Origin of the sequence: Gordonia phthalatica (assembly GCF_001305675.1) — a bacterium.
In the GTDB taxonomy this organism is placed as follows: Bacteria; Actinomycetota; Actinomycetes; order Mycobacteriales; family Mycobacteriaceae; genus Gordonia; species Gordonia phthalatica.
Genome location: NZ_CP011853.1, coordinates 3,979,969 through 4,005,931, shown reverse-complemented (window position 1 = coordinate 4,005,931; position 25,963 = coordinate 3,979,969). Strand labels below are relative to the sequence as shown.

22 protein-coding genes and 1 tRNA gene are annotated in these 25,963 nt (G+C 67.9%); 10 read left to right on the top strand and 13 right to left on the bottom strand.

Features of this window, described 5'->3' with window-relative positions; all coding sequences use genetic code 11:
• The first annotated feature begins 53 nt into the window (after nt 1-53).
• The 3 genes from ACH46_RS18845 (at nt 54) to ACH46_RS18835 (ending at nt 2,838) form a co-directional block, all read left to right on the top strand.
• A complete protein-coding gene (locus tag ACH46_RS18845; RefSeq protein WP_062394285.1) occupies nt 54-1,688 on the top strand; it encodes an alkaline phosphatase D family protein in 1,635 nt (544 codons plus the stop codon).
• Nucleotides 1,689-1,771: 83 nt separating this feature from the next.
• Nucleotides 1,772-2,656, top strand: coding sequence for an SPFH domain-containing protein (locus ACH46_RS18840; protein WP_062394284.1), 885 nt, complete (start codon nt 1,772-1,774; stop codon nt 2,654-2,656).
• Nucleotides 2,656-2,838, top strand: a complete 183-nt coding sequence (locus ACH46_RS18835; protein ID WP_062394283.1) for a type II toxin-antitoxin system antitoxin — start codon at nt 2,656-2,658, stop codon at nt 2,836-2,838. The genes ACH46_RS18840 and ACH46_RS18835 overlap by 1 nt, the downstream gene beginning before the upstream one ends.
• A gap of 3 nt (nt 2,839-2,841) precedes the next feature.
• On the opposite strand, the gene ACH46_RS18830 is transcribed toward ACH46_RS18835, so the two are convergent.
• Entirely contained in the window at nt 2,842-4,176 is a 1,335-nt protein-coding gene (locus ACH46_RS18830) for a family 1 glycosylhydrolase (protein WP_062394282.1), read from the bottom strand.
• 128 nt (nt 4,177-4,304) lie between these two features.
• Between ACH46_RS18830 and ACH46_RS18825 the strand changes: the two genes are divergently transcribed.
• Nucleotides 4,305-4,378: transfer RNA gene (locus ACH46_RS18825), tRNA-Gly, on the top strand.
• A 203-nt stretch (nt 4,379-4,581) separates the two neighbouring features.
• Entirely contained in the window at nt 4,582-4,833 is a 252-nt protein-coding gene (locus ACH46_RS18820) for a hypothetical protein (RefSeq protein ID WP_062394281.1), read from the top strand.
• Nucleotides 4,834-4,980: 147 nt separating this feature from the next.
• On the opposite strand, the gene ACH46_RS18815 is transcribed toward ACH46_RS18820, so the two are convergent.
• On the bottom strand, nt 4,981-6,477 hold the full coding sequence (locus tag ACH46_RS18815; protein ID WP_062394280.1) for a phospholipase D-like domain-containing protein: 1,497 nt from the start codon (nt 6,475-6,477) through the stop codon (nt 4,981-4,983).
• Nucleotides 6,478-6,571: 94 nt separating this feature from the next.
• Nucleotides 6,572-6,856, bottom strand: a complete 285-nt coding sequence (locus ACH46_RS18810; RefSeq protein ID WP_062394279.1) for an MGMT family protein — start codon at nt 6,854-6,856, stop codon at nt 6,572-6,574.
• A gap of 91 nt (nt 6,857-6,947) precedes the next feature.
• Between ACH46_RS18810 and ACH46_RS18805 the strand changes: the two genes are divergently transcribed.
• A complete protein-coding gene (locus ACH46_RS18805; RefSeq protein WP_062394278.1) occupies nt 6,948-7,487 on the top strand; it encodes a DUF488 domain-containing protein in 540 nt (179 codons plus the stop codon).
• Nucleotides 7,488-7,502: 15 nt separating this feature from the next.
• On the opposite strand, the gene ACH46_RS18800 is transcribed toward ACH46_RS18805, so the two are convergent.
• Genes ACH46_RS18800 through ACH46_RS18790 form a run of 3 tightly spaced genes read right to left on the bottom strand, consistent with a single transcriptional unit; the run spans nt 7,503 to nt 10,506 of the window.
• Nucleotides 7,503-8,324 carry an ABC transporter ATP-binding protein gene (locus tag ACH46_RS18800; protein WP_062394277.1) on the bottom strand — a complete coding sequence of 274 codons (822 nt, stop codon included), beginning with the start codon at nt 8,322-8,324 and terminating at the stop codon, nt 7,503-7,505.
• Entirely contained in the window at nt 8,321-9,424 is a 1,104-nt protein-coding gene (locus ACH46_RS18795) for a FecCD family ABC transporter permease (RefSeq protein ID WP_226995683.1), read from the bottom strand. Before ACH46_RS18795 ends, ACH46_RS18800 begins: the two co-directional genes overlap by 4 nt.
• Nucleotides 9,421-10,506 carry a FecCD family ABC transporter permease gene (locus tag ACH46_RS18790; protein ID WP_062394276.1) on the bottom strand — a complete coding sequence of 362 codons (1,086 nt, stop codon included), beginning with the start codon at nt 10,504-10,506 and terminating at the stop codon, nt 9,421-9,423. Before ACH46_RS18790 ends, ACH46_RS18795 begins: the two co-directional genes overlap by 4 nt.
• Nucleotides 10,507-10,532: 26 nt before the next feature.
• Between ACH46_RS18790 and ACH46_RS18785 the strand changes: the two genes are divergently transcribed.
• The 3 genes from ACH46_RS18785 to ACH46_RS18775 all read left to right on the top strand — a co-directional run bounded on the left by ACH46_RS18785 (nt 10,533) and on the right by ACH46_RS18775 (nt 13,314).
• Entirely contained in the window at nt 10,533-11,483 is a 951-nt protein-coding gene (locus ACH46_RS18785; RefSeq protein WP_157851096.1) for an ABC transporter substrate-binding protein, read from the top strand.
• A gap of 97 nt (nt 11,484-11,580) precedes the next feature.
• A complete protein-coding gene (gene dcd, locus ACH46_RS18780; protein WP_062394274.1) occupies nt 11,581-12,147 on the top strand; it encodes a dCTP deaminase in 567 nt (188 codons plus the stop codon).
• Nucleotides 12,148-12,186: 39 nt separating this feature from the next.
• The gene (locus ACH46_RS18775) at nt 12,187-13,314 is read left to right on the top strand and encodes a hypothetical protein (RefSeq protein ID WP_062394273.1); all 1,128 of its coding nucleotides are present in this window, start codon (nt 12,187-12,189) and stop codon (nt 13,312-13,314) included.
• 186 nt (nt 13,315-13,500) lie between these two features.
• Here the strand turns inward: ACH46_RS18775 and ACH46_RS18770 are convergent, their stop codons facing one another.
• From ACH46_RS18770 to ACH46_RS18750, 5 genes are all read right to left on the bottom strand, one after another.
• Nucleotides 13,501-14,274, bottom strand: a complete 774-nt coding sequence (locus ACH46_RS18770) for a MerR family transcriptional regulator (protein ID WP_062395637.1) — start codon at nt 14,272-14,274, stop codon at nt 13,501-13,503.
• Nucleotides 14,275-14,317: 43 nt separating this feature from the next.
• On the bottom strand, nt 14,318-15,445 hold the full coding sequence (locus ACH46_RS18765; RefSeq protein WP_062394272.1) for a PDR/VanB family oxidoreductase: 1,128 nt from the start codon (nt 15,443-15,445) through the stop codon (nt 14,318-14,320).
• A 2-nt stretch (nt 15,446-15,447) separates the two neighbouring features.
• Nucleotides 15,448-16,359, bottom strand: coding sequence for a metal-dependent hydrolase (locus ACH46_RS18760; protein WP_062394271.1), 912 nt, complete (start codon nt 16,357-16,359; stop codon nt 15,448-15,450).
• A gap of 42 nt (nt 16,360-16,401) precedes the next feature.
• Complete coding sequence (locus ACH46_RS18755; protein ID WP_062394270.1) at nt 16,402-18,174, bottom strand: SDR family oxidoreductase; 1,773 nt, start codon at nt 18,172-18,174, stop codon at nt 16,402-16,404.
• A 142-nt stretch (nt 18,175-18,316) separates the two neighbouring features.
• Nucleotides 18,317-19,570 (bottom strand): pyridoxal phosphate-dependent aminotransferase, encoded by a 1,254-nt coding sequence (locus tag ACH46_RS18750; RefSeq protein ID WP_062394269.1) that lies wholly within the window; start codon nt 19,568-19,570, stop codon nt 18,317-18,319.
• Between the two features lie 91 nt (nt 19,571-19,661).
• On the opposite strand from ACH46_RS18750, the gene ACH46_RS18745 reads away from it, so the two are divergent.
• Nucleotides 19,662-20,537 (top strand): exodeoxyribonuclease III, encoded by an 876-nt coding sequence (locus ACH46_RS18745; RefSeq protein ID WP_417935260.1) that lies wholly within the window; start codon nt 19,662-19,664, stop codon nt 20,535-20,537.
• 172 nt (nt 20,538-20,709) lie between these two features.
• Here the strand turns inward: ACH46_RS18745 and ACH46_RS18740 are convergent, their stop codons facing one another.
• Together ACH46_RS18740 and ACH46_RS18735 are read right to left on the bottom strand one after the other, a co-directional pair.
• A complete protein-coding gene (locus tag ACH46_RS18740) occupies nt 20,710-24,033 on the bottom strand; it encodes a (Fe-S)-binding protein (protein ID WP_062394267.1) in 3,324 nt (1,107 codons plus the stop codon).
• A 479-nt stretch (nt 24,034-24,512) separates the two neighbouring features.
• The gene (locus tag ACH46_RS18735) at nt 24,513-25,913 is read right to left on the bottom strand and encodes a WS/DGAT/MGAT family O-acyltransferase (RefSeq protein WP_062394266.1); all 1,401 of its coding nucleotides are present in this window, start codon (nt 25,911-25,913) and stop codon (nt 24,513-24,515) included.
• Nucleotides 25,914-25,963 lie beyond the last annotated feature (50 nt).

The following is a 25,963-nucleotide window of genomic DNA, read 5'->3' as shown; positions in this document are numbered from 1 at the left end:
TCCACCCGATGTCTGACAAGCGAATCTCCCTCCCTGTCTCTCGCCGCACCTTCATGAGCGCCGCCGGTGCCGGCGCCCTGGCGATCGGTGTTCCCACCGCAGTCGGCAGCGGCGACGCCCGCGGTACGACGCCGTCGAAGGTCGCCTTCGCGCATGGCGTGGCCTCCGGCGACCCGCTGCCGGGCGGCGTGATCATCTGGACGCGCATCACGCCCACCGCCGATGCGACGCCCGGATCGGGCCGCGGCGCCGCGTCATCCGTCGCCTGGGAGGTGTCCTCAGACAAGGGATTCGGCTCCATCGTCGCCTCCGGTGCGGTCTCGACCGACGCCTCCCGCGACCACACGGTCAAGGTCGACGTCAGCGGCCTCGCGCCGCGGACGCTGTACTGGTATCGGTTCCGCGTCACCGGCGGTCCCGCCGCGGGCGCGGTCTCGCCGATCGGTCGCACCCGGACGGCGCCGGCCTCCGACGCCGACGTGGCGAACGTGAAGTTCGGCGTCGTCAGCTGCTCCAACTGGGAGGCCGGCTACTTCGCGTCGTACCGGCATCTGGCGAAGCGCACCGAACTCGACGCCGTCGTCCACCTCGGCGACTACATCTACGAGTACGGCGCGGGCGAGTACGGCGGCAAGACCGGCCCGGTCCGCACCCACAAGCCCGCGCACGACATCGTCTCGCTCGCCGACTATCGGATTCGCCACGGCCAGTACAAGACCGACCCCGACCTGGCGAAGCTGCACGCCGTGCACCCGTTCATCGTCACGTGGGACGATCACGAGACCGCCGACAACTCCTACCGGTCGGGCGCCGAGAACCACAATCCGCGCACGCAGGGGGCGTGGGCGGCCCGCAAGGCCAATGCGGACCAGGCCTACTACGAGTGGATGCCGGTCCGCCCGGTGGTCACCGAGAGCAACCGGCACATCTACCGGCGGCTGCGCTACGGCAATCTCCTCGAGCTGTCGATGCTCGACCTGCGAACCTACCGCGACAAGGAGGCGTCACGGTTCAGCAAGCAGTCCGACAGCGACAAGACCACCATCACCGGGCGCGCCCAGATGCAGTGGATCACCGGCGGCATCACCACTTCCACCACCCGCTGGCAACTGGTCGGGAACTCGGTGATGATCTCGCCGTTCCTGCTCCCGCCGCTCGACCCGGCCACCACCGGCGCGCTCACCGACCTGATCGGCGTCCCCGAGAACGGCATCCCGTTCAACGGCGACCAGTGGGACGGCTACACCCGCGACCGCGCCCGCCTGCTCGACGCCGCCGACAAGGCGGGGAAGCGCAACGTCGTCTTCCTGACCGGCGACATCCACATGTCCTTCGCCAACGAGATCCCACGCAAGCCCGCCGCCTACCCGGGCGCCGGAACACTCGGCACGGAGTTCGTGGTGACATCGGTGACGTCGAACAACGTCGACGACATGGCCAAGGTGCCCGAGCGCACGGTCGGCAACGCCGCGTCGAGCGCCATCTGCGCGACCAACCATCACATCCGCTGGGTCGACACCGACGCTCACGGCTACGCCGTCCTCACCGTCGACGACGCGGCCGCACAGATGGACTGGTACTCGGTGCGTGACCGCACCGATCGCAACACGGTCGCCTACCACTCGCAGTCGTGGAAGGTGACGTCCGGGACACGGCGCATGACGAAGGTGTCGGGGCCGGCGCGGTAGTCGTTCGGACTCCCGGCGGATAGCGAAGTGATATCATTACGCTAGCGGCGGGGTCGTGCTCGTCGACGACTGAGAGGTGTGACATGAGCTTTCGAAAAGCGTGGCGGACCAACGGGTTCGTCGGGCTCCTGGGGACCATTGCGGTCTTCCTGATCGGCGTCGTCGTGGCCATCGCCACCATCGCGCTCGTGGCGAACGGAATGTCGCCCGCGCTGGTGATCGTGACGGTGGTGGCCGTGCTGCTGGCCGTCGCGGCCCTGATCGTCATGAGCGGACTGACCGTCGTCAGTCCCAACGAGGCCAAGGTGCTGCAGTTCTTCGGACGGTACATCGGTTCGGTCAGCGAAGCCGGTTTCTACCTGGTGACGCCGATGACCGATCGGCGGACCATCTCGCTGCGCGTCCGCAACTTCGAGACGCAGAAGCTGAAGGTCAACGACGCTGACGGCAACCCCGTCGAGATCGCCGCCGTGGTGGTCTATCAGGTCGTCGACACCTTCAAGGCGGCGTTCGCGGTCGACGACTACGAGGAGTACGTGGCCATCCAGTCCGAGGCCGCCGTCCGGCACCTCGCGACCAGCTACCCGTACGACTCGCATCAGGAGGACACGATCAGCCTCCGCGACGGCGCCACGATCGCCGAGGAGTTGACCGTCGAACTCCGCGAGCGCACCGAACGCGCCGGCATCGAGATCATCGAAGCCCGCATCACCCACCTCGCGTATGCACCCGAGATCGCGCAGGCCATGCTGGTCCGCCAGCAGGCGGCGCAGGTGGTCGCGGCGCGGCAGCAGATCGTCGAGGGCGCCGTCGGCATGGTCGGGCTCGCGCTCGACCGCCTCGCCGAGCAGGGCGTCGTCGAACTCGACGAGGAGCGGCGCGCGGCGATGGTCTCGAACCTTCTGGTCGTGCTCTGCGGTGACCGGGCCACGCAGCCCGTCGTCAACGCCGGCACCCTGTACGGCTGATGGCCGAGTCGGACGCTTCCCGTCCGGCGAAGCGTCAACCGAAGAAGGTCCTCCTGCGGCTGGATCCGGACGTCCACGCCGCCATCGCCAAGTGGGCCGCCGATGACCTGCGCAGCATCAACGGTCAGCTCGAGTACGCCCTCCGGATGGCCTTGAAGCAGGTCGGGCGGCTGCCCGACTGACCCCTACGGTGCCGGCTGCAGGCAACTGAGCGGCGCGGCCGCGAGCGAGCAGAACGCCGCGGGCCGCGTCGGTCGGTAACTGCGCCCGACGCCGTTGTCGGCGATGATCTTCCGGAAGGCGGCCACGGCCGCTGTGGGCTTGCGCCGCAGCGTCGGATCGGTCTTCACGTCGACCGTGTAGAGACCGAACCGCGGTGTGTAGCTGCCCCATTCGTAGTTGTCGGTGAGACTCCAGTAGTTCATGCCGATCACGGGGATGCCGGTGCGGCGGGCCTTCTGCACCCAGTAGACGAGGTCGCGCAGGTGGTCGGCGCGACGATAGCGGTCGGGCCGCAGGTGCCCGTTCTTCGTCGCCATCCCGGATTCGACGACGTACAACGGCTTGCCGGGGAACCGTCGGCTCATGTCGCGCAGGGCGTAGAAGATTCCGTCCGCGGCCACCGACGCCTTCCAGAACTCGCCGGTGGCGGCGAACAGGGCGGTCAGATCGGTCGGGGAGATCGAGTAGTAATAGTCCAGCCCCACGTAGTCGAGCTGATTCCGCACTCGGTCGAGGAACTGCCGGTCGAGCACCGGTTCCGCGGTCGGCACGTACGCGACGTTGGAACTGACTTGAGCGCCCGGATCCTTTCGGTGGATGAACCGGTAGATCGCCTTGTGCGCCTGAACCAGCCGGTCGAACATGAGCGGCGCGTCCCTGGCCGCCAGACCGCCGAACTGCACCTCCTTCAAGACATATGCGCTCGGCTCGTTGATGGTGATCCACAGCGGGTGGTATTTCGCGAACCGCTCGACGACCAGCTGATTGTGGGTCAGCCACGTCTCCAGCGTGCGGGAGTCCTTCCAGCCGCCGAGCGCCGCGATCCAGCCCGGATACACCCAGTGGTCCAGGGTGATCATCGGCCGCATGCCCGCGTTGACGATGGCCTTCACCAGGGAGTCGTAGTAGTCGAGCTCGCGGACGTCGAGCTTCCCGGGTGCCTTCTCGATCCGCGCCCACTCGATCCCGACGCGGTAGACCTTGGCGCCCAACTGTTTCGCGAGGGCGATGTCGGAGGCGTAGCGGTGCCGGAAGTCGACCGAGGTGCCGATCCTGTCGTCGGTCTTCCCGCGGGCGATGTAGCGCGTCCAATTACTGTCCGGTGAGCTCCCCTCGGATTGGAATCCGGACGACGCGACACCCCACAGGAAGTCGTTCGGCAGCGGAGACGACGGTTTCGCGTCGGCTGCCGGTGCGATCGCCGTGGCCAGTGCCGCGACGAGCGCGAGCACGACGAGTCCGACAGCCCCCTTGATTCGCGACGGGGCACCGCGACAACCGGCGGAGACTCCGAGCATGACTGTGACGCTAGTCTCATTCATTCGTTCGTACGACGGTTTGGCGTTTGTCGCACGTGTCGGTCCCTCGATCGCCGACTGGCTCACCCTGTTTGCTAATGTTTCAGTGCGCGAGACTCTCTCGCGATGCCGGTGTGGTGTAGTGGCAACACGTCACCTTCCCAAGGTGAAATTGCGAGTTCGATTCTCGTCACCGGCTCCACGAAAATTGTTGGTGCACTGCTCTTCTGTGGCGACCGAAGTCAGCTCGTCCGATTCTCGTCCGGAATCTTCACCTGTCGCACGGCCTGAACCTTTGTGTGCTGCTTCGCGCGTCGGTGCCACCACCGACATGAAATCTGTGTCACAGTTCACATCAGGGCGTCACGCGGGGTCCTCCCGCAGACGCGTAGGGAGAGGAACCTGATGTCGATCACAGCCCATCTCGTCCCGCCGGTCATCGACCCGGATCAAGTCGCCTCGCGCACTCCGGCATGGACCGACATCGATGCGATCACCGTCGGAACGGTGTTCTACACCAGCCTCGGGTTGGCATACACCAAGACCGCGGGACCGTTCGACCACGAAGAGTTCGACGCCTTCGATCTGATCGCCGCGGGCTACGGCGACGCGTCGGACCTCGATCCGGCGGAAGCTGGTCCGTATTACGCGGCCTAGGTTCGCTTCGGCGGGTTTCCCTGGACCGCGCAGGATTCAATGAAAACTGTGCTGTATCAGCGAAAGTTCCGGTCGGCTCGATACGCCGCGTGCTCGCTCCGCTCGCAGGCGGCACTCGACAAGCTTAGGGGCACGGCCGCACCGCGGTCAGCTGCGCTGCAGCCGGCGCCGCACGGTCAGCCCGACGTGGCCCGCCCGGCGCAGGAGCTCGCGTTGCAGCCGGGAGAGGCCGGTCGACGACACGCTCTCGGGGTCGATCAGCTCGTCCTCGGCCAGCACCGAGTCCTCGTCCTTCACGACCTCGCGATCGAACAGGCGTAGACCCCGTCCCTTGCCGCTCAACGCGTCGATGCCGCCGGCGATCGAGCCGGTCGCGGTGACGGCGGCGTCGAGCTCGTCGACGGTGGTGCCGACGTGCTCGGCGATCAAGCGGGTCCTGATCCGACGGATCGTGCCGACGATCTGATCGGCTTGCTCGGGATTGTCGGCGGCGTCGAGGACCACGTCGCATTCGCTGTCGAAGCCGAGTGATCGGTTGTTCAGATTCGACGAGCCGATGCGCAGCAGTCGATCATCGACGATCAACACCTTCGCGTGGACGTAGATGTCCTCCGACTCGGCGGTGACCGGGAAGTACGCGTGGAAACGGTCGTGGACGTCCGCGTGCCAGATCAACCGGAGCAGGCGGTGCCGCGCACCGTCCATCGACCGGCGCTCCACCTGCCCGTCCGCATGCCGCGGCAGCACGACGACGATCTCCGGCCCGTCCGGTTCGGCGAGTCTCACGGCTAGGGCCTCTGCGATGTCTCGCGAGGCGAGGTACTGGCTCTCGATGTAGAGGTGATCTCGGGCCGCAGCGATCGCCGCGAGGTAGAGGTGCTTGATCTCCCGGACCTCGCTGCGTCCGTCGTACTCCGGAAGCGTTCGCGCCACCCCGACGACGCAGTCGCTGAAATCGATGTCCAGGTCCGACGGCCACACGTCCTCGTCCCCGGTCTCGAGCGGCGGCAGCCGGTCGCCGGTCGCCGTCTCCCATCGGTCGCGAGCCACCTCGGCGACGATCCGGGCGGCATCACCGCTCACGGCGAGCGTCGCGTCGTGCCACGGGCCGAACGGCTCGCCGTCGGGATTCACCCGCTCGGGGTTCGCCGAGAGATGGTCGGAGGTGTCCCACCGGTCGACCGTCATGTCGATGCCGCCGCAGAACGCGAACCCGTCGTCGATCACCACGATCTTCTGGTGATGTGCGGAGGAGAAGGGGTGCGCGGAATCGATCCGGTAGTGCAGGCGGTCGCCGGTGAGGAGATCCTGCAGAACCGGTGGCAGGAGCCCGCGGGAGAGGCCGGTCCACACGCCGGTGCTCCACCGGAGGACGTAGATCTCCAGATCCGGCCGGGTCCGGGTGAGCCAGGGCAGCAGGTCGCCCAGCACGTCGGGCACGCCGGGATCGTCGGAGGCCGGATCCAGCCGGATCCGCGAGTCGACCTCCCACCCGATCAGCATCACCCGGTGCCGCGCCTGCAGCAGTGCGGCCTTCGCGTGCTGGAAATACGCGGCGGCGTCGATGATCACCGACAGCCGATCGGCCTGCCCCTTGCGTCGGCACGTGTCTCCCGCGACGACGATCCCACTCATGTTCTCCATCGAGCCCCCTGTGCTGTCGACCGAATCGGAGCCAGATTAGTTTTCCACCGTTGATTGTTGTCGCCTGGTACCCCGAATCAACGGTGGAGACCGATCAACTCCACTCCTGCCGCGCGCGGGACAGGTCCGCGCGACCGTTCTTCATCGGCACGCCCTCGCCGATCAGCAGGCCGGGCGCGGTGCCCTCGTGGCAGGTGGCGATGGTGCCGTTGGCGCTGACCACTCGCCACCACGGGACATCGTCGGGGACGCGGGCCACCTCGCGACCGGCCTGCCGCGGGAAGACGCCCACCTGCTTGCCGACGTCGCCGTAGGTCGCGACATGTCCCGGCTCGATCATCTGCAGGACTCGACACACGGCGTCGTTCAGTTCGGACATGGGTGGACCCTTCCGCTTGAAATCTCTTGTTGCGTCGTCCATTGTCCGCCTGATGCGGATGGCCGCCGTCGGGGAGAGGAGGGTGGGAGTCATGCGGGAACCCTTCTTCACCATCGGCCACTCGAACCGGGAGATCGCGGAGTTCCTCGGCCTGCTGCGGGAGTCGCAGATCACGATGGTCGTCGACGTCCGACGCCTGCCGGGCTCGAACCGATATCCGCAGTTCAACGCGGATGCCTTGGCCGCGGTGCTCGATGCGGCGGGGATCGGCTTCCGCCGTGCGGCCGGCCTGACGGGGCGACGGCCGGTCAGCAAGGACGTGCCGTTCGAGGTGAACGCGTGGTGGCAGAACCGGAGCTTCCACAATTACGCCGATCACGCGCTCTCCGACGAATTCGCCGAGGCCCTGGCGTCATTGAGGGATGACGCCGACCGCGGACGCACGGCGATCATGTGCGCGGAGGCCGTGTGGTGGCGATGCCATCGGCGGATCATCGCCGACCACCTGCTCGCACACGGAGAAACCGTCGCCCACATCGTGGGTGTGGGACACACCGACGCCGCGGAGCTGAGTGCGGGCGCCGTCGTCGGCCAGGCCGGCGGAGTGACCTATCCCGCGCCCGTGAGGTGAGTCCCGCGAGGGCGATCAGAGGGTCGTCTTGTTCCGGCCGATCGGGACGATCATCGGGCGGTCGCTGACGGGGTCGTCGACGACGCGGGAGCGGAGGCCGAAGACGTCGAACAGCAGGTCCTCGGTCAGGATCTCGGCGGGAGCGCCCTGCGCGATCACGGCGCCGTCCTTCATCGCGACCAGGTTGTCGCTGTAGCGGACGGCGAGGTTGAGGTCGTGCAGGACCATCACGATGGTGCGGCCCTCCTCGTGGAGGTCGTCGACCAGATCCAAGACGTCGAGGGCGTGCGCCAGGTCGAGGAAAGTGGTCGGCTCGTCCAGGAGGAGCAGGTCGGTGCCCTGCGCGAGGGTCATCGAGATCCACACCCGCTGCCGCTGACCGCCGGAGAGGGAGTCGACGGTGCGGTCGGCGAGGTCGCGGATCCCGGTCTTCCGGAGCACGGCGTCGACCACGTCCTGATCGCTTGACGACCACTGGCTGATCCAACTCTGATGCGGATGTCTGCCGCGCGCGACGAGATCGGCGACGGTCAGCCCCTCGGGTGCGACCGGCGACTGCGGCAACAGGCCCAGCTTGGTCGCGACCTCCTTGGTCCGGTACTCGGCGATGTCTCGGCCGTCGAGGATCACCGACCCGGACGTCGGTTTCAGCAGCCGGGCGAGGGCTCGCAGGAGCGTCGACTTGCCGCAACCGTTGGGCCCGATGATCGTCGTGACGACTCCGGTGGGCAGGTCGAGGTCGAGCCCGGAGATGATCGGGGCGCCGCTGTACCCGGCGTCGATGGCACGGGCACCGAGGCGAGAGTCGGCACCGATGCCGGTGAGCGTGTGGGTCATCGCTTCCCCTTCAGATTCTGGCGGACGAGCAGGTACACGAGGAACGGGCCGCCGACCGCGGACGTCACGATCCCGACGGGCAGATAGTCGGGCAGCAGCGTGCGGGTGAGGAGGTCTGCGCCCGACAGCATCGCCGCGCCGATCACCGCAGACGACACCAGGGGCGGCGACGACAGTCCGGTCAGGCGCAGGGCGACCTGCGGGCAGACGAAGGCGACGAACGCGATCGGCCCGGCTCCGGCCACCGACACGGCGGCCAGCACCACGGCCGCGATCAACAGCACGGCTCGAGTACGACCGATGCCGACACCGAGGCCGCGGGCCACGTCGTCGCCGAGCTGCACGGCGCGCAATGCGAACGACGCGCCGAGGGCGATCATCGCCGCGACCGCGGCGACGGCGCCCACCCCGACGATTTGATCCCATGTCCGCGCGTCGAGCGAACCGACGAGCCAGGTCTTGGCGGCGCCGACGTCGCGCATGTCGGCGCGCACCAGCATCCAGGTGATGACGGCGTGCATGAGCGCGTTGACGGCGACACCGATGAGGATCAGGCGGATGCCGTCCATGCCGCCGCGCGCGGCGAGGACGTAGACGATGGCGCCGGTCACCAGACCGCCGGCGAGGGCGGCCGCGGGCAGGCCGTAGCGCGAGAGTCCGGCCGCGGTGCCGCCGGCGGTGATCAGGAAGACTGCGGCGACGCCGGCACCGGAACTGATCCCGAGGAGATCTGGACTGGCGAGCGGGTTGTGCGAGATGGACTGCACGATGGCGCCCGACATGCCGAGCGCGGCGCCGACGATGACACCCATCAGGGCGCGGGGCAGGCGGAGGTCGTTGACGATGAACCGGTTGACCTCGTCGCCCGCGCCGACCAGTGCCTGCAAGACGTCGCCGAACGACATCGGCAGGTCACCGATCCGGATGCTCGCGCAGAAGCAGACGAAGGCCAGCGCCGCGGCGACGGCGGTCACGAGCACCGGGCGAAGGCGGAAGACGAAACTGACGTCGCTGCCCATCCGTACTCCGGTCGGCAGCGCGGGCACGGCCTCGGACGGTGCCGGGTCGACAGGCATCGGGGCGTCTCGAAGATCGGTCACAGTCGCACCGCCCGCTTCCACCAGACCAGCGCGACGAAGCACGGTGCACCGACCAGCGAGACGACGATGCCGGACTCCAGCTCGCCCGGCCAGGCGACCAGGCGGCCGACGATGTCGGCCAGCAGCAGGATCAATGCGCCCGCGACCGCGGAGTAGGGGATCAACCAGCGGTGATCGGGGCCGGTGATGAACCGCGCGACGTGCGGCACCACCAGACCGAGGAACGCGATGCTGCCGCAGGCCGCGGTGCCCGCCCCGGCGAGGAGAGTGATCGCGACGATGCCGACGGTGCGGGCGACGTCGACGTTCTGGCCGAGCCCGCGGGCGATGTCGTCGCCCAGGTTCAGCAAGTTCAGCGCCGGTGCGTTCGCGACGGCGAGGATCAGTCCGAGGGCGATGAACGGGACCACCGCGACGATGACGTCGTACCCGCGGCCGGCCACCGACCCCGCGTTCCAGAAGCGCAGGGCGTCCAGCGATCGCTCGTCGCTGAGGGCCACGGCAGAGGTCATCGCGCTGAGGAAGAAGGCGACGCCGGTGCCCGCGAGGATCAGGGTCAGCGGCGACGCCGTCGCCCCGCCGATGCTCGACAGACCGAACACCACCACCGAAGCGATCGCGGCGCCCGCGAAGGCGAACCACACGTACTGCATCGGTGAGGTGATCCCGCCGACGAAGATCGCCAGCACGACGGCCAGGGCGGCGCCCTGCGTCACACCGAGCAGTCCGGGGTCGGCGATCGGATTCCGGGTGTGGCCCTGCATCAGAGCGCCCGCGACACCGAGCGCCGCTCCGACGATCACCGCGAGCAGGGTGCGGGGGACGCGGACGGTCTGGGCGATGATCGCCGCCTCGTTGAGCGCCGGATCGGCCGGGACGCCGTCGGTGATGAACGGATGCCAGAGCCCGTCCCAGATCAGCGATGCCGACACCATGTTGGAACCGACCAGGATCGACGCGACAGCGGCGGCGGCCACCGCGACGAGGAGTGCGAACAGGCCGCACACGCGGCGCCGGCGGACGGCGGCACCGGGCCGTCTATCGTGACCGGGGGATGCGGTCCGCAACTCAACCAAGGGCATGATTGGTAATGCTAACCTTATTAACCATGTCATCTCCACGAGGCCCCATGCGCCTGGGCATTCGACTGCTCTCCGTACTCGCCGCCGCGATCGCCGTCGTCGGCCTGGCCGCCTGCAGCTCCGACGGCTCCACCGACTCCGGCACCGACCTGCGCGTCGCCGCGATCGGCTTCGGTGACGTCGACACCCTGCTGAGCCTCGGCATCCAACCGGTCGCCGTCGCGCCGTGGTCCAAGGACGCGACCCAGGTGGTCGGCGAATGGTCCAAGCCGCTGCTGAGCTCCGATCCCGCACTCATCTCCGGCAACGGCTCCGAGCTGTCGAGCGAGGCCGTCGAGAAGATCGCCGCCAGCCGCCCGGACATCATCGTCGCGGTCAACACCGGCTACGACGACGCCACCTACAAGAAGCTCGCGGCGATCGCCAAGACCGTCGTCAAGCGTCCCGCAGGCTACGAGGCGTGGACCGTCCCGTGGGAGGAGCAGGTCAAGGCCATCGCGATGGGCGTGAACAAGGCCGATGAGGGCGATGCGCTGATCACGAAGACGAAGGCCGAACTCGCGAAGGCCGCCGAGTCCCGCCCCGACCTCGCCTACTACGGCAACGCCGTCGTGCTGCCGAAGGCCGACGGCTCGCTGTACGCGTACGCGTCATCGGACGGTCGCGGCCAGACCATGAACGCGATCGGCGCCCCGATCCTGCCCCGCATCGACGAGCTCGCGGGCAAGGCGTTCTACACCGAGGTGTCCACGGAGAACCTCGCGATCCTCGGCGACGTCGGCACCATGGTGTACCTCGACTACGGCACGAAAGTCACCAACGACGCCGCCTTCCGGGCGCTCAAGGTGGTCCGCGACAAGCACGTCGTGACCGTCGACCGAAGCCTCGGCGAGGCCATGTCGATGCCGAATCCGGTGACCCTGAAGTGGGTCGCCGACAAGCTGCTGCCGCAGCTGCCCACGGTGCAGAAACGGTAGTCCCCACGCGCTGAACCATGAACGCTCGGTCGGTCCAACCGACCGAGCGTTCCCATCAGTGCAGGTCGATCGTTCCAGGTCGACTATCCTGGGCGTCGTGCTGCTTTCAGACCGCGATATTCGTGCCGAGATCGACTCCGGACGTCTCGGTATCGAGCCGTACGATCCTGGCCTGGTCCAGCCGTCGAGCGTCGACGTCCGCCTCGACTCGCTGTTCCGCGTGTTCAACAACACCAAGTACACGCACATCGATCCCGCCCAACGTCAGGACGAGTTGACGACCCTCGTCGAGCCGGCCGAAGGCGAACCCTTCGTGCTGCATCCGGGGGAGTTCGTCCTCGGTTCGACGCGCGAGCGCCTGACCCTGCCCGACAACCTGGCGGGCCGCCTGGAGGGCAAGTCGTCGCTCGGCCGTCTCGGACTGCTCACGCACTCCACCGCCGGTTTCATCGATCCCGGCTTCTCCGGCCACATCACCCTCGAACTGTCCAACGTCGCGAACCTGCCGATCACCCTGTGGCCGCAGATGAAGATCGGCCAGCTCTGCCTGTTCCGCCTGACCAGCCCGTCGGAGAACCCGTACGGCAGCGCGTCGGTCGGCTCCAAGTACCAGGGGCAGCGGGGGCCGACGCCGTCCAAGGCCTATCTGAACTTCGCGAAGTAACGCTTCGGACTGTCGCCGAGCCCAGGGGAGGAGGTCGTCGTGACAGATTCATTCAGTACGCAACCGCAGTGGCTTGCGGGGTTCGCGCTACCCGCAGACCCGAGCGGCGCGGTCATCGCGCTCGACTTCGGCGACGCCGGACTCTGGGCCGGACGCGTCGAAGCCGGTCGGGTGGTGGGATCGGAGACCGAGACCCGCATCCGTCCCGAAGTGCTCGACGCGCGGATCGCCGCCTACCTGCGCGACACCGGTGCGGTGGACGCAGGCACCCCGGAGGCCTTCGGTGAACTCGTCGTCGTGGTGGGGCGCGGCCGTCACTCCTTGATCGGCCACGACAGCTCGCTGACCATGGGGTACGAACATCTGCGGCTGGTCCGGCTCGGCCTCGACGACGTCATCGAAGCCACCGTCCCCGAAGCCAACCGAGCGCACGGCATGATCGTCGAGCTCGCGGGCGCGGCTCCGGTCGACGCGGTTCTGCTGGGCCCCGGCCACGACGCCTGGCCGGGCCTGTGGGAGGCGCTGACCGAACGCGGCTTCTCCGTCCTGCAGCCGGGCGACGATTTCCCCGAGGTCTTCGGCGGAGACGACCGACCCACCGATCTCCTCGAGCCGGTGGCGGAAGCGCCGGCGATCCGGGCCTGGGAGGACAGCGGCGACCACCCGGCCCTCGTCGACCCCGCCGACTACGGACTCGACCGGTTCGGGAACGCGGCGTCCGACGCGAGCGACGGGGAGCGCCTCGACGATGACGGCGAGGGAGTTGCGGCAGAGCAGCCGCAGGGCTTGCGTGGGCGTGTAGTGGCGCTCGGCATCGTGGTGATGCTCGCGGTGGGCGGCGGGGCCGTCGCCCTGGCCTTGAACGCACATGAGAGCAACGGGCCCGAGCTGAGCTCGGCTGACTCCACCGCGCCGACCTCGAAGGCGTCGGCGACGGGACAGGAGCCTGAACGTGTCAACATCTCCGTCGACCAGGGGGACCTCGACGCCGCGCGGGCACCGATGTCGCAGTACACCACGCCGCCGCCCCCGCCTCCTCCGCCGAAGGAGACCGCACAGCGGCCCACGGAAGCCCAGCCGGGACCCAAACCTCCCGCGCCGACCAGGCACAAGACGAAGACCATCCCGAATCCGATCCCGGGGTTGCCGCCGATCGTGATCGGCTGACGACGGTGGTTTGCCGGACGAGGTGGCCTTCCCGCACCACTTGTGGGCGAGTCGCACCACCTCTGTTTCTCGCACTCGGTCGCGACCAAGTGCGGGAAACACAAGTGGTGCCACTGGTCGACAAATGGTGCGACGTGCCGGCCGCGACGGCGCTCAGGTGTTCGGTCGCCTGTCTTTCGGCGCCGCCTACGCGGGATCCGATTCGCGCTGCTCGCGCCGTTCCTGCGCGACGGCCAGGTAGTCGTCGAGCTGACGGGCGAGTTCTCGATCCAACGCCCGGTACAGGGTGTTGTGGGCCGCGACGCGCCCGGTGATCCGGAGTTCGTTCAGGAACTGCGACGCCCAGTCCTCCTCGGCGCCACGCTCCGGGATCCAGCCGTCGAAACGGCCCTCGGTCACGGCACGACGGCCGGCACTCACCAGGGTCTGCGCCGCGCGACCCATGTCCTCGTCGAGCTGTCGCTGCAGCCCGAGGATGTAGGGCAGCGGCACCCCGATCTTCATCAGGCGCTGGTAGGCGTCGATGCTCTCGACGTCCTTGATCTCGTACTGCGACGGGAACTCGTCGTCGCCGATCGGTTCGATGAGTCCGAACTCGCGCAGCATCCCCAACAGTTTCGGATCGCTCGTGTTGAGGCGGGCGTGGAGCTCGGCGGCCGGAACCGTGTCCGTCGCGGTCTGCGACCACGGCCGCGACACCACCTCCCGCAGGCCGAGGGATTCGGCGATGTCGTCGCCGGTCTGGACCTTCTTGAAGAACTCCGCGATGTGGGTCATCGTGAAGCCGCGCGCCAGCAGGTCGTTGATGACGCGGAGCTTCGCCAGGTGCTCGTCGCCGTAGATCGCGATCCGGCCGCGCCGCACGGGCCGCGGAATCAACCCGCGGTCCTGGTAACCACGCACATTGCGCGTCGTGGTTCCCGCGGCACGCGCCAGATCGTCGATACGGTATTCGGTCATGATCAGCATTGTCCCAAATCGCGGATGCCCGCGCGGGACGCGCTCACATGTCGACGGTCAGCGACTCCGAATCACAGCGGGAGATGCACGGAAGGAACCAGCCCTCGTCGCGCTCCGGCTGCGTCAGCAGCGCGTCGCGATGGTCGACGTCGCCGTCGACGGTGCGCATCCGGCAGGTGCCGCAGAAACCCTGCTGGCACGAGTACGGCACGGCGGGGTTCACCCGGCGCAGCACGGTCAGCACCGACTCGTCGGCGGCCACCGTCTCCTCGCGGCCGGTCGACGCGATCTTCAGCGTGAACTCGGTGCCGTCGAGGATCGGCGGCGGTGAGAACCGCTCGAAGTGCAGCTCGATGTCGTCGCGCTCGGCGAGGTGCACCCGCAGGGCCTCGAGCATCGGGACCGGACCGCAGCAGTACACGGCGAGTGCGGCGTCCTGGTCGGGCGTGGGCCCGACCAGATCCGCCATGGTCGGCAGCCCGTCGACGTCGTCGGTCCGGACCGTCACCTTGTCGCCGTAGCGGGCGAGCTCCTCGATGAACGGGATCGAGTCGGCCGAGCGGCCGCAGTAGACCATCGTCCAGTCCATGCCGTAGCGGTCGACCATCGCCAGCATCGGGAGGATCGGCGTGATGCCGATGCCCGCGGCCACGAAGCGGAGCTTGTTCGACGGTGAACCGAATCCGGGCAGCACCATCGGGAACGCATTGCGCGGCCCCTTGATCTGCACGGAGTCGCCGACCCGCAGGGTGTCGTGCACCTCGATCGAACCGCCGCCTCCGTCCGGGATGCGGCGGACCGCGATGCGGTAGGTCCGGCGGTCGCCGGGGTCGCCGCACAGCGAGTACTCGCGCATCCGGCCGGACGGGAGCAGCAGATCGAGATGGGCGCCGGGATGCCATTCGGGCAGGACCGAGCCGTCGGGGGCCGCGAAGGTCAACGCGATCACGTTCTCGTCCACGGCGACCACTTCGCGGTTCACGATGTCGAGCGTCAGGACGCCGTCGTCGGCGGCCCGACTGTGCAGCGGAGACAGCGGCCGCCAGATCGGGAACCAGTACTTCCCGACGCCGGTCAGGAAGCGCATCAGCGGATCGCGACGGTACTTGCCGTACAGGTGCGGCGGTTCGGTCGAGAGATCGATCTGATGGCGCACGGAGTCGTTCGTCATGGTCACGCTGCTCGTCGTGCTCCGGGCGAGGCTGCGAGGAAGGCGACCGCCTGCGCGGTGTCGCCGATGTCCGACGGCGAGAAGCCGGGCTTGAAGTAGCCGACCGTCGCGGTCACGAGCTTGGACAGCTTCGGGAACACGCCCGCGCGGGAATCGCGGAAGTAGCTGGTCACGTACAGCGTGCCCTTCTCGACGACGCTCTTGTCGGCGACCGACGGATCCTGGCTGTTGATGAACCGGAAACCGCGGGCCAGCAGCCACAGCAGGAAGGGCAGGGCCAGGCTCATCGCGCGAGCGCGACGGAGCGGGCTGTCGGCGAAGTACGCGGCGGCGTCGTGCGCGACGGCGCGGTGCTCCACCTCTTCGGCGCCGTGCCAGGTGAACATGTCGGCCATGTTCGGGTCGGCGCCGTTCTCCTTCCACGTGCAGTTGAGCGCGAAGTCGCCGAGGATCGCCGTGTAGTGCTCGATCGCGGCGATCAGCCACAGCCGCTCGATCAGATGCTTCTGCTTCTGCGTGGGACTGCCGCTCTCGCGGGGTCCCAGCACGCTGCGGAAGATCCACTCCATCTGCTTCAGATAGCCGGTGGGATCGACGCCCTGACCGCGCAGCCACTCCTCGACGGCGCGATCGTGGACCTCGGCGTGCATGGCCTCCTGTCCGACGAAGCCGCGCATGTCGGCGGCGAGCTCCTCGTCCTTGATCAGCGGGAGCGCCTCGTTGAAGGTCTCGACGAACCAGCGCTCGCCCTCCGGGAGCAGCAGGTTCAGCACGGTGATGAAGTTCGACGACATCGGGTGGTCGGGAATCCAGTGCAGCGGCGTGTTCGAAAGGTCGAAGGCGACGTTCCGCGCGTGGAGCTCGATCTTGCCCGGGTCGGTCTCGACGGTTGAGCGGGTGGCTTCAGCAGTCATGATGGTTCCTCCGGTGTACTCGTATTGTCGGGCGACGTCGCGTCAGTTGGCAAGCTTCTGGCGGGCGCCGATGCGCGAAGCCCACGGGAAGAATCGGTACACGCGGTAGCCGAACTCGGCCTCGGGGGTCACCGGGACCACAGCCTTGTTCTTGCGGATCGCGGCGACGATGTCGGCGGCCACGCGATCGGGAGTGAAATTGCGCTTGGCGTAGAAGCCGTCGACCTTGGCGCGGGTCGCCGCCTCGTCGGCCGCGCCGGCGAACTGGGTGTTCGCGGTGATGTTGGTGTGCACGATGCCGGGGCAGATGGCGGTGACGCCGATCTTGTGCTCGGCCAGCTCGGCGCGCAGCGACTCGGAGAACATCAGCACGCCGGCCTTGCTGGCCGAGTAGAGGCCCAGATCGCGGGACGGGGTGAACGCGGCGGCCGACGCGAGGTTGACGATGTGCCCGCCCGCGCCGCGCTCCACCATCTGTCGGCCGAACTCGCGGCTGCCGCTGACGACGCCGCGAAGGTTGATCGCGAAGAGCCGGTCCACCTGCTCGTCCGTCGCGGCCAGCGCCGACCCGGCGAGCGCGATGCCCGCGTTGTTGACGACGATGTCGGCGACGCCGTGGTTGTCGCGGACCTTCTCGGCGAACTTGGCGTACGACTTGGTGTTCGAGACGTCGAGCTTGTAGGCGGTCGCGAGGACGCCCTTGCCCTTGCACTCGGTGGCGGTGTCCTTGGCGGCGTCGAGGTCGATGTCGGCCAGGACCACCTCGGCGCCGAGCTCGGCGAGCGCGTAGGCGGTCTCGCGGCCGATGCCGCTGCCCGCGCCGGTGATGACGGCCAGCTTGCCGATCAGCTCACCGGCGGGGCCGGTGACGTGGGCGCGGTCGATGCTGTTCGGTTTGCTCGAGGATCCGTTCTCGACGGACTCGATGAACTCGGTCGCCGTTGCGGCCAGGTAATCGGGGTTGGTGTACGGCAGCCAGTGGCCGGTGGTGCTCCGCTTGCGCCACAGGTTCTCGGCGTGCGTGTGCGTACGCTGGTAGATCGCCGGACGGAGGGCGATGTCGTGGTCGTTGACCACCTCGAGCACCGGGACACGGGTCGGGCGGGGATTCGGCCGGGCGAGCTTGCCGCGGATGTTGGCGCGGTACAGCTTGAGTCCGTTGACCATGTCGTCGCGCAGGGTGGGGCCGAACTGCGCGTTCTCGCGCGGGGTGCCCTCGATGAGGTGCAGGAACTCCGACCACGCCTTGTCGGAGCCGAAGGTGCGGAAGAAGGCGTCGGACACGACCGGCACCTGGAAGAACGCGGTGTAGGCCGACGACGCGACCTGCGAGAGCGCCTGGCCGACGTTGCCCGGGGTGGGCTTGGCCAGTTTGCCCTGCGCCCACTCGCCGAGGAAGTCGAGGTTGGGTCCGGACACCGAGGTGAACGACGCGATGGCGTCGTCGGCTCCGTCGGTGGTGACGGTCTCCCACGCCTGGACCGAACCCCAGTCGTGGGCCACGATGTGGGTCTTGCCGTCGGGGTTCACCGCGCGGAGCACGGCGAACATGTCGGTGGCGAGGGTGTCGAGGCGGTATGCGGCGACCTCCTCGGGGCGATCGCTCTCGCCGAACCCGCGAGTGTCGTAGGCGTACACCCGGTAGTGCTCGGCGAGCTGCGGTGCCACCAGGTCCCACAGGTGATGGCTGTCGGGCCATCCGTGGACCAGGAGCACGACGGGCTTGTCGGGGGTGGACTCTCCCGGTGTGCCGTACGAGAACGCAGCGAGTTCGACTCCGTCGCCCGTGACGTTGAAGCGGTGCCAGTCGGCCATTTCGGTCTCCCATTCAAAGCGGTTAAGTAGACGTTACCACCCGTAACAACTAACTGCTAGCAGAAGTTAGCGCCCGTTTTGAATGGGTCCTATGACCCTGGTTCGTGCAGGCGAAAGGCCTGCCGCGTGTCCCGCCCCCCTCCTACTGGCGGTAGGAGGAGAGGAAGTTTCCGATGCGTTCGATGGCCTCCGACAGGTCCTGAGTCCACGGCAGCGTGACGATCCGGAAGTGGTTGGTGTCGGGCAGATTGAAGCCCGAACCCTGGACCACCAGGATCTTCTCCTGCAGCAGCAGGTCCTGGACGAACTGCTCGTCGTCGTGGATCTCGTGGACCTCGGGATCGAGTCGCGGGAACGCGTACAGCGCGCCCATGGGCTTGACGCAGGAGACGCCGGGGATCTCGTTGAGCTTGTTCCACGTGACATTGCGCTGCTCGTAGAGGCGACCGCCGGGGACGATCAGCGCGTCGATGCTCTGGTAGCCGCCGAGTGCGACCTGGATCGCGTGCTGCGCCGGGACGTTGGCGCACAGGCGGGTCGACGCGAGGATCGTCATGCCCTCGATGAAGCCCTTCGCGTGATCCTTCGGTCCGGTACGGATCACCCAGCCTGCGCGGTACCCGCACACGCGGTACGCCTTCGACAGGCCGTTGAAGGTCAGGACCAGCAGATCGGGGGCCAGGGTCGCGATGCTGATGTGCTCGGCGTCGTCGTAGAGGATCTTGTCGTAGATCTCGTCGGCCAGGATCAGCAGCGAGTGGCGGCGCGCGATGTCGACGAGCTTCTCCAGCACCTCGCGCGAGTAGACCGCGCCGGTCGGGTTGTTCGGGTTGATCACGACGATCGCCTTGGTGTTCGGCGTGATCTTCGATTCGATGTCCTCGATGCTGGGATTCCAGCCGTTCTCCTCGTCGCACTTGTAGTGCACCGGGGTACCGCCCGACAGTGCGGTCATGGCCGTCCACAGCGGGTAGTCGGGCGCGGGGATGAGGACCTCGTCGCCGTTGTTGAGGAGCGCCTGCATCGTCATGGTGATGAGCTCGGAGACGCCGTTGCCGAGGAGGACGTCGTCGACGTCGAAGTACGGGAAGTCGGGGACCGTCTCGTAGCGGGTCACGACGGCGCGCCGGGCCGACAGGACGCCGGCCGACTCCGAGTAGCCCTGAGAGAAGGGTAGCGAGTGGATCATGTCGCGCACGATCACGTCGGGGGCCTCGAACCCGAAGAGGGCTGGGTTGCCGATGTTGAGCTTCATGATCCGGTGGCCCTCGGCCTCCAGGCGGGCGGCGTGCTCGTGCACCGGTCCGCGGATCTCGTAACAGACGTTCTGCAGCTTCTCGGATTGCTCCAGCGGGCGCAGCTTGGCGATGGGATGCGAAACACGAGGGCGACTCATGAGTACATTCTGTCAGTCGCCGGCGCTCGAATTGAATCGCGTGGTCGATTCGGGTGGGAGTCCCGCTTACGGCTGGGGCATGGTGGGGACCGTGGATTCTGCGCAGCTGACGGTCGTCTCGTTCAATGTCAACGGCGTTCGCGCCTCCCGACGGCGCGGTTTCGACCGTTGGCTGGTCGGCCGCGACGCCGATGTGATCGGCCTGCAGGAGTTGCGCTGTCCGGTCGACGAGGTCGGTGAATTCCCTGGTTACACGGCGTCTTTCGACGTCGGGTCGATCCCCGGGCGCAACGGCGTCGCGATCCTGACCCGGGTCCCGCCCGCCGCCGTCCGCACCTGGGTGAGCCATCCGCCCAAGGCCCGGGGGCTCGGGGCGTACGCGACGCACGGTCGCTACATCGAAGTCGATCTGGCTGACGAACCCGTCACAGTCGCGTGTCTCTACCTGCCGAAAGGCGGTCTGCCCGCCGAACTGCAGCGCCCGGGCAGCATGCGCGAGAAGCCGGACGGCGGTGCCAAATACCAGCGCAAGACGGACTTCCTCGCCGGTTTCGCTCGCGAACTGGACCGGAACCGGCTCGCAGCCAAACGTGCCGGGCGCGAGTTCCTGCTCCTCGGCGACCTCAACATCGCGCACGTCGAACACGACGTCACCAACTGGCGACCTGCGCGCAAGATGGAGGGCTTCCTGCCGGAGGAACGCGAGTGGCTGACGGCGCAGCTCTCGCCGCGTCGACTGGTCGACGTGGTGCGCCGACTCCACGGTGATCGTCCAGGCCCGCTGACCTGGTGGAGCTGGGCGGGGGAATCGTTCACCAAAGACGTCGGCTGGCGGATCGACCACCAGCTCGCGACACCCGGACTCGCCTCCCGAGCGCGGTGGGTTCAGGTCGACAAGGAGCCGTCGCCGGACGAGCGGCTGTCGGACCACGCACCGCTCGTCGTCGGGTACGAGCGGTCGCCGTAAACGCACCACATCCCGTCGACTCGCACCACTTCCAGCCCAATCGCACCACTCGTGTCTCCCGCAGTCGGTCGCGACCGAGTGCGGGAACCACAACCGGTGCGACTCGACGACCGGTGGTGCCAAACGACGAGCGCCCCGAGACCATTGGTCTCGGGGCGCCCTGGTGTCGTGCCTACTTCTTGCCGGGGCGCTTCTTGCCTGCGGCGAGGCCGAAGCCCTTGGCCTTCGACGCACCCGTCTCGGCGATGGTGCGGCCGTCGGCGCTCGGTGCTGCCGGCGCGGCAGCCTCGGTCGCCGGAGCCTCAGCTGCTGCGGGAGCCTCCTCGGCGGGAGCCTGCACCGGAGTCTCGGCGGCGGGTGCCTCCTCGACCGGCGCTGCAGCAGGTGCAGCCGCGGGCTTGGGCGCGCCGGGCTTCTTGGCGCCCGGCTTCTTGAGGCCGCCGGCCATGCCGAAGCCCTTGGCCTTGCCCTCGGTTCCCTCGGTCACCGCGGCAACGGTGGCAGTCTCGGCAGCGGGTGCCTCGGCAGCTGCCGGAGCCTCCTCGACCGGCGCCGCGGCCGGAGCGGCAGCAGCCGGCTTGGGAGCGCCGGGCTTCTTGGCGCCGGGCTTCTTGATCCCGCCGGCCATGCCGAAGCCCTTGGCCTTGCCCTCGGTTCCCTCGGTCACCGCGGCGGTGCCCGCCGTCGGAGCGGCGTCAGCCGTCGGAGCCTCGGCGGCCGGAGCCTCAGTCGCCGGAGCGGCTGCCGCGGGCTTGGGCGCGCCGGGCTTCTTGGCGCCCGGCTTCTTGAGGCCGCCGGCCATGCCGAAGCCTTTGGCCTTGCCCTCGGTGGCCTCGGTCGCCGTGGCCTCGGACGTCGCGGGAGCGGTCGCCGGAGCCTCGGCCGGAGCAGCGGCTGCGGGAGCTGCGACACCCGGCTTGGGTGCGCCGCCGGGCTTCTTCAGTCCGCCCGGCTTCTTGAGGCCGCCGCCCATGGCGAGGCCCTTGGCTGGGGCCGCCGCGGTCTCCGCCGGAGCGGCAGCAGCGGGAGCTGCGCCACCGGGCTTGGGTGCGCCGCCGGGCTTCTTGAGCCCGCCCGGCTTCTTCAGGCCGCCGCCCTTCGGCGCCAGTCCGACAGCAGGCTTGGCCTCGGCCGGAGCTGCCGCAGCAGCGGGCTTCGGTGCGGCCTTGACGGGCTCGGGCTCCGGGGCCGGAGCGAGCTCCGACTGGATCGGGCCCAGGAACTTGCCGCCGCGCTCCACCTGCTGGCGGCCGCGGAGCACGCCCTCCAGCATGATCTGCGAGACGTCGACGACCTCGACCTGCCCCTCGTCCTCGGTGTTGGCGGTCTGCGCGGTGACACCGTCGGTCAGCATCACGCGGCAGAACGGGCAGCCGGTGGCGATCTTGCGGACCTGCTTGCTGCCGTCCGGGTTCGTCGGGCGCGAGTTCAGCGTGTTCAGCGCCTCGTCGACGCGGTCGACGTTGATGCGCTTGCCGATCTGCTCCTCCATCCACATGCGGGCGCCGCCGGCACCACAGCACATGGAGCGCTCGCCGTGGCGAGGCATCTCGGTGAGCGTGGAGCCCGAGGACTCGATCAGCTCACGCGGGGCGTCGTAGACCTTGTTGTGGCGGCCCAGGTAGCACGGATCGTGGTACGTGATCTGCTCGCCCGCGGGCGGTGCGACCGGAACCAGACGCTTCTGGCGGACCAGGCGGTTCAGCAACTGCGTGTGGTGGACCACCTCGTACTGGCCGCCGACCTGTCGGTACTCGTTGCCGATGGCGTTGAAGCAGTGGGCACACGTGACGACGATCTTCTTGCGCTGCTCGGGAGCGGTCGCGAAGAGCCCGTCGAAGGTCTCGATGTTCTGCTGCGCCAGCATCTGGAACAGGAACTCGTTGCCCGCGCGACGAGCGGGGTCGCCGTTACAGGTCTCGCCCTCGCCCAGGACCAGGAAGTCCACGGCGGCGATGTCGAGGAGCTCGGCGACGGCCTTGGTGGTCTTCTTGGCGCGGTCCTCGTAGGCGCCGGCACAACCGACCCAGAAGAGGTACTCGTAGCCCTCGAAGGAGTCGACGTCCTTGCCGTAGACCGGGATGTTGATGTCCATCTCGTCGATCCAGGCGGTGCGCTGCGAGGAGTTCTGACCCCACGGATTGCCCTTGTTCTCGAGATTCTTGAACATGCCCGCGAGCTCCGACGGGAAGTCCGACTCGATCAGTACCTGGTAGCGACGCATGTCGATGAAGTGGTCGACGTGCTCGATGTCGACGGGGCACTGCTCCACGCAGGCACCGCACATGGTGCAGCTCCAGAGCGCTTCGGCGTCGATCACGGCGCCGGTGGTGCCTTCGGACTCGCCGACCAGCTTGCGCTCGGCCTCCAGGCGGGCGGCCTCGGGGACCTTGGCCAGGCGGGCTTCGTCGACGTTTCCGTCCTTGTCGACGATGCCGATCTCGTTGCCTTCCATGTCCTTCTTGCCGCCCGCGAACAGGTACGGCGCCTTGGCCTGACCGTGGTCGCGCAGCGACATCATCATCAGCTTCGGCGACAGCGGCTTACCGGTGTTCCACGCGGGGCACTGGCTCTGGCAGCGACCGCACTCGGTGCAGGTGGTGAAGTCCAGCCAGCCCTTCCAGCTGAAGTCCTCGATCTTGCCCGCGCCGAACGCGTCGACGTCGGGGTCGGCGGTCTCCATGTCCAGGACCTTGCCCTGGCTCATCATCGGCTTCGCGGCACCGAGGGCGACGCCGCCGTCGGACTCACGCTTGAAGTAGATGTTGAAGAACGCGGCGAAGCGGTGCCAGGCCACGCCCCAGTCGATGTTCACACCGACCACGGCCAGCCAGATCATGCCGCTCATCAGCTTGATGACGGCGGCAGCGGTGACCCAGTAGATCGAGATGCCGTCGAAGAGCTGCGCGAAGTAGTGCGTGAAGAACGACGTCCAGACCGGCGGATCCTCCAGGTCGGTGGCGATCTTGAAGGTCTTCACGAAGATCATGCCCAGACCCTCGACGAGCACGACGGCCTCGACGAAGTACGCGGCGTCGAAGCGCGATCCCGAGAACCGGGACAGACGCGACGGGAGGCGCGGGTGGTTGATCTGGCGCAGGATGATCAGCGTCGTGATGCCGATGACGGTGCCGAGGCCGAGGACCTCGTCGGCGAAGATGTAGATGTTCCAGGCACCGATGATCGGCCAGTGGAACTCCGGATCGAAGATCTGGCCGTAGGCCTCGAACCAGAAGATCGCGCCGATCAGGAAGCCGAACATGACCAGCCAGTGAGCCCAGCCCACCGTCCGGAACTTGTTCATGCGCGTGTGGGCGACGAACTCCTTCATCATGGTGCCGAAGCGTTTCAGCGGGTAGGCGAATCGATTCGACTCGACCTTCTGTCCCTGCGCGATGGATCGGATCATCGTGAAGACGCCGCGAAGGAACAGCGCCCAACACACGAGGCTGATCAGCGCGGCGATGGTACCGATCGCAACGGTGGTCGTATTCACTGGAAGTACCGGCCTTTCTTTCCAGGTCGTACCGAAGACGTGCCGAGTACCAGGACCGCTGCACTCCGCCGTCACCTATTTCCTGGTAACCGTAAAGGTTCGACCCTGCTCAGCGCTGCCAAGGATTGCCTAACTTCGCGAGTTCGATCCGCTCAGCGGTTCCAGTTCGTGGTCATGTTACTCGCGAGTAACAAGGTGGTCCAGTCGATGGCGAGTCGGTCGGAGTGGTGATTCCGTCAAATCGATGTGACAGCAGTCACTCTGTCTTACCGTTGGGGTGGTAGGGACACACGCACCGAGGAGAACCGATGACCGCATGGAATCGCATCCGCCGAGCGCTGGCCGACTACTTCGCCACCGGCGCGAGCGTCGCACTCGCGACGAGCGGCATGACCTGACCGCAGCCTTCGACGACGCAACGCCCGCCCTCGCAGCAGCGAGGGCGGGCGTCGTCGTCGGTGGGGTATTCGAACGCGCCGCTACTCGGCGGGCGGCAACGCCTCCAGCTCGGTCAACGCCGTCTCCAGATGCGTCAGGATCTTCTGCAGGCTGGGCAGCTGCGCGCGGGCGCCGATGATGCCGAATCCCGCCTTGCCCGCGACGGTGGTGACGGTGATGTTCATCGCCAGTCCCTCCATCGGGATGGACACCGGGTAGCAGCCGTCGAGCTTGGCGCCGTTCCAGTACAGGTCCTCGTCGGGTCCGGGGACGTTGGAGATCATCAGGTTGAAGCCGCGCGGGCTGTACTGCACGAAACCCGGGACCGTCGCGAACGCCAGCGGCCAGCCCATCGCGGCGCCCAGGGTCAGGGCCTGCAGCGGCTTCAGCTTGCGGACCACCTTCTTCGCGCTCGCGGTGGACGCCTTGATCGCCGCCACGCGCTCGCCGGGATCGGCGATATCGGTGGCCATGCGGACCGAGATCAGGGTCACGGCGTTGCCGTCGGCGTCCCCGTCGGCGTGCAGCGAGACCGGCATCGCGGCGATCAGCGACTCCTCGGGGAGGTCGTCGTGCTCGGCGAGGTAGGAGCGCAGGGCGCCGGCGCACATCGCGACGATCACGTCGTTGACGGTCATCTTCTGCGCGCGCCCCGCGGCCCGCAGCCGCTCGATCGGCCAGTCCTGCGCGGCGAACCGTCGTGCCGAGCCGATCGACTGGTTCAGCATGGTGGTCGGTGCCATCTGCAGCGGTGCGACGTAGTTCTTGTCCAGCAGCCCCGCGGCGGCGATCTTCGCTGCCGCCGGGCCGATGCCGGCCACCTGGCCCGCGGCGTCGACGACGGAGCCCGCGGCGTCGGTGATGGTGCTCAGGAGACTCTTCTCCGGCTTCTCGGCGGCCTTGCGCTTGCGGCGGCGGCGCACCAACTCCATGTCCCAGAAGGCGGTGGCCGAACGGTCGTCCGGATCGGTCGACAGGGTGCGCTGCAACAGGCGCAGGGCCGTGACGCCGTCGACCACCGAGTGGTGGACCTTGGTGTAGAGGGCCACGCGACCGTCCTGCAGCCCCTCGATGATGTGGGCCTCCCACATCGGGCGGCGCCGGTCGAGGAGGGCGCCGTGGTTCTGTGAGACATACCGCAGCAAGTCCTTCACCTCGCCCGGACGCGGAAGGATGATCTGCCGGATGTGGTAGTCGAAGTCGATCTCATCGTCCTCGGTCCACGCCGTGTACCCGGCCACCTGGGCGGGGGTCGCGGGACGTCGACGGAACATCGGAGACACCTCGGTGGCCGCGTGGAAACGCTGCGAGACGTCGTCGGCCAACTCCTCGGGCGTCTGTCCTTCGCGGGGGATGAACAGCTGCAGACCGCCGACATGCATCGGTTGGTCGCGGGTCTCGGCGATGAGGAACATGGATTCGGTGACCGGCATGTACTGCAAGGGTTCCCCTAACACTCAGACGAGCTCGTGCGTCTCGCTTGCGAAGAATT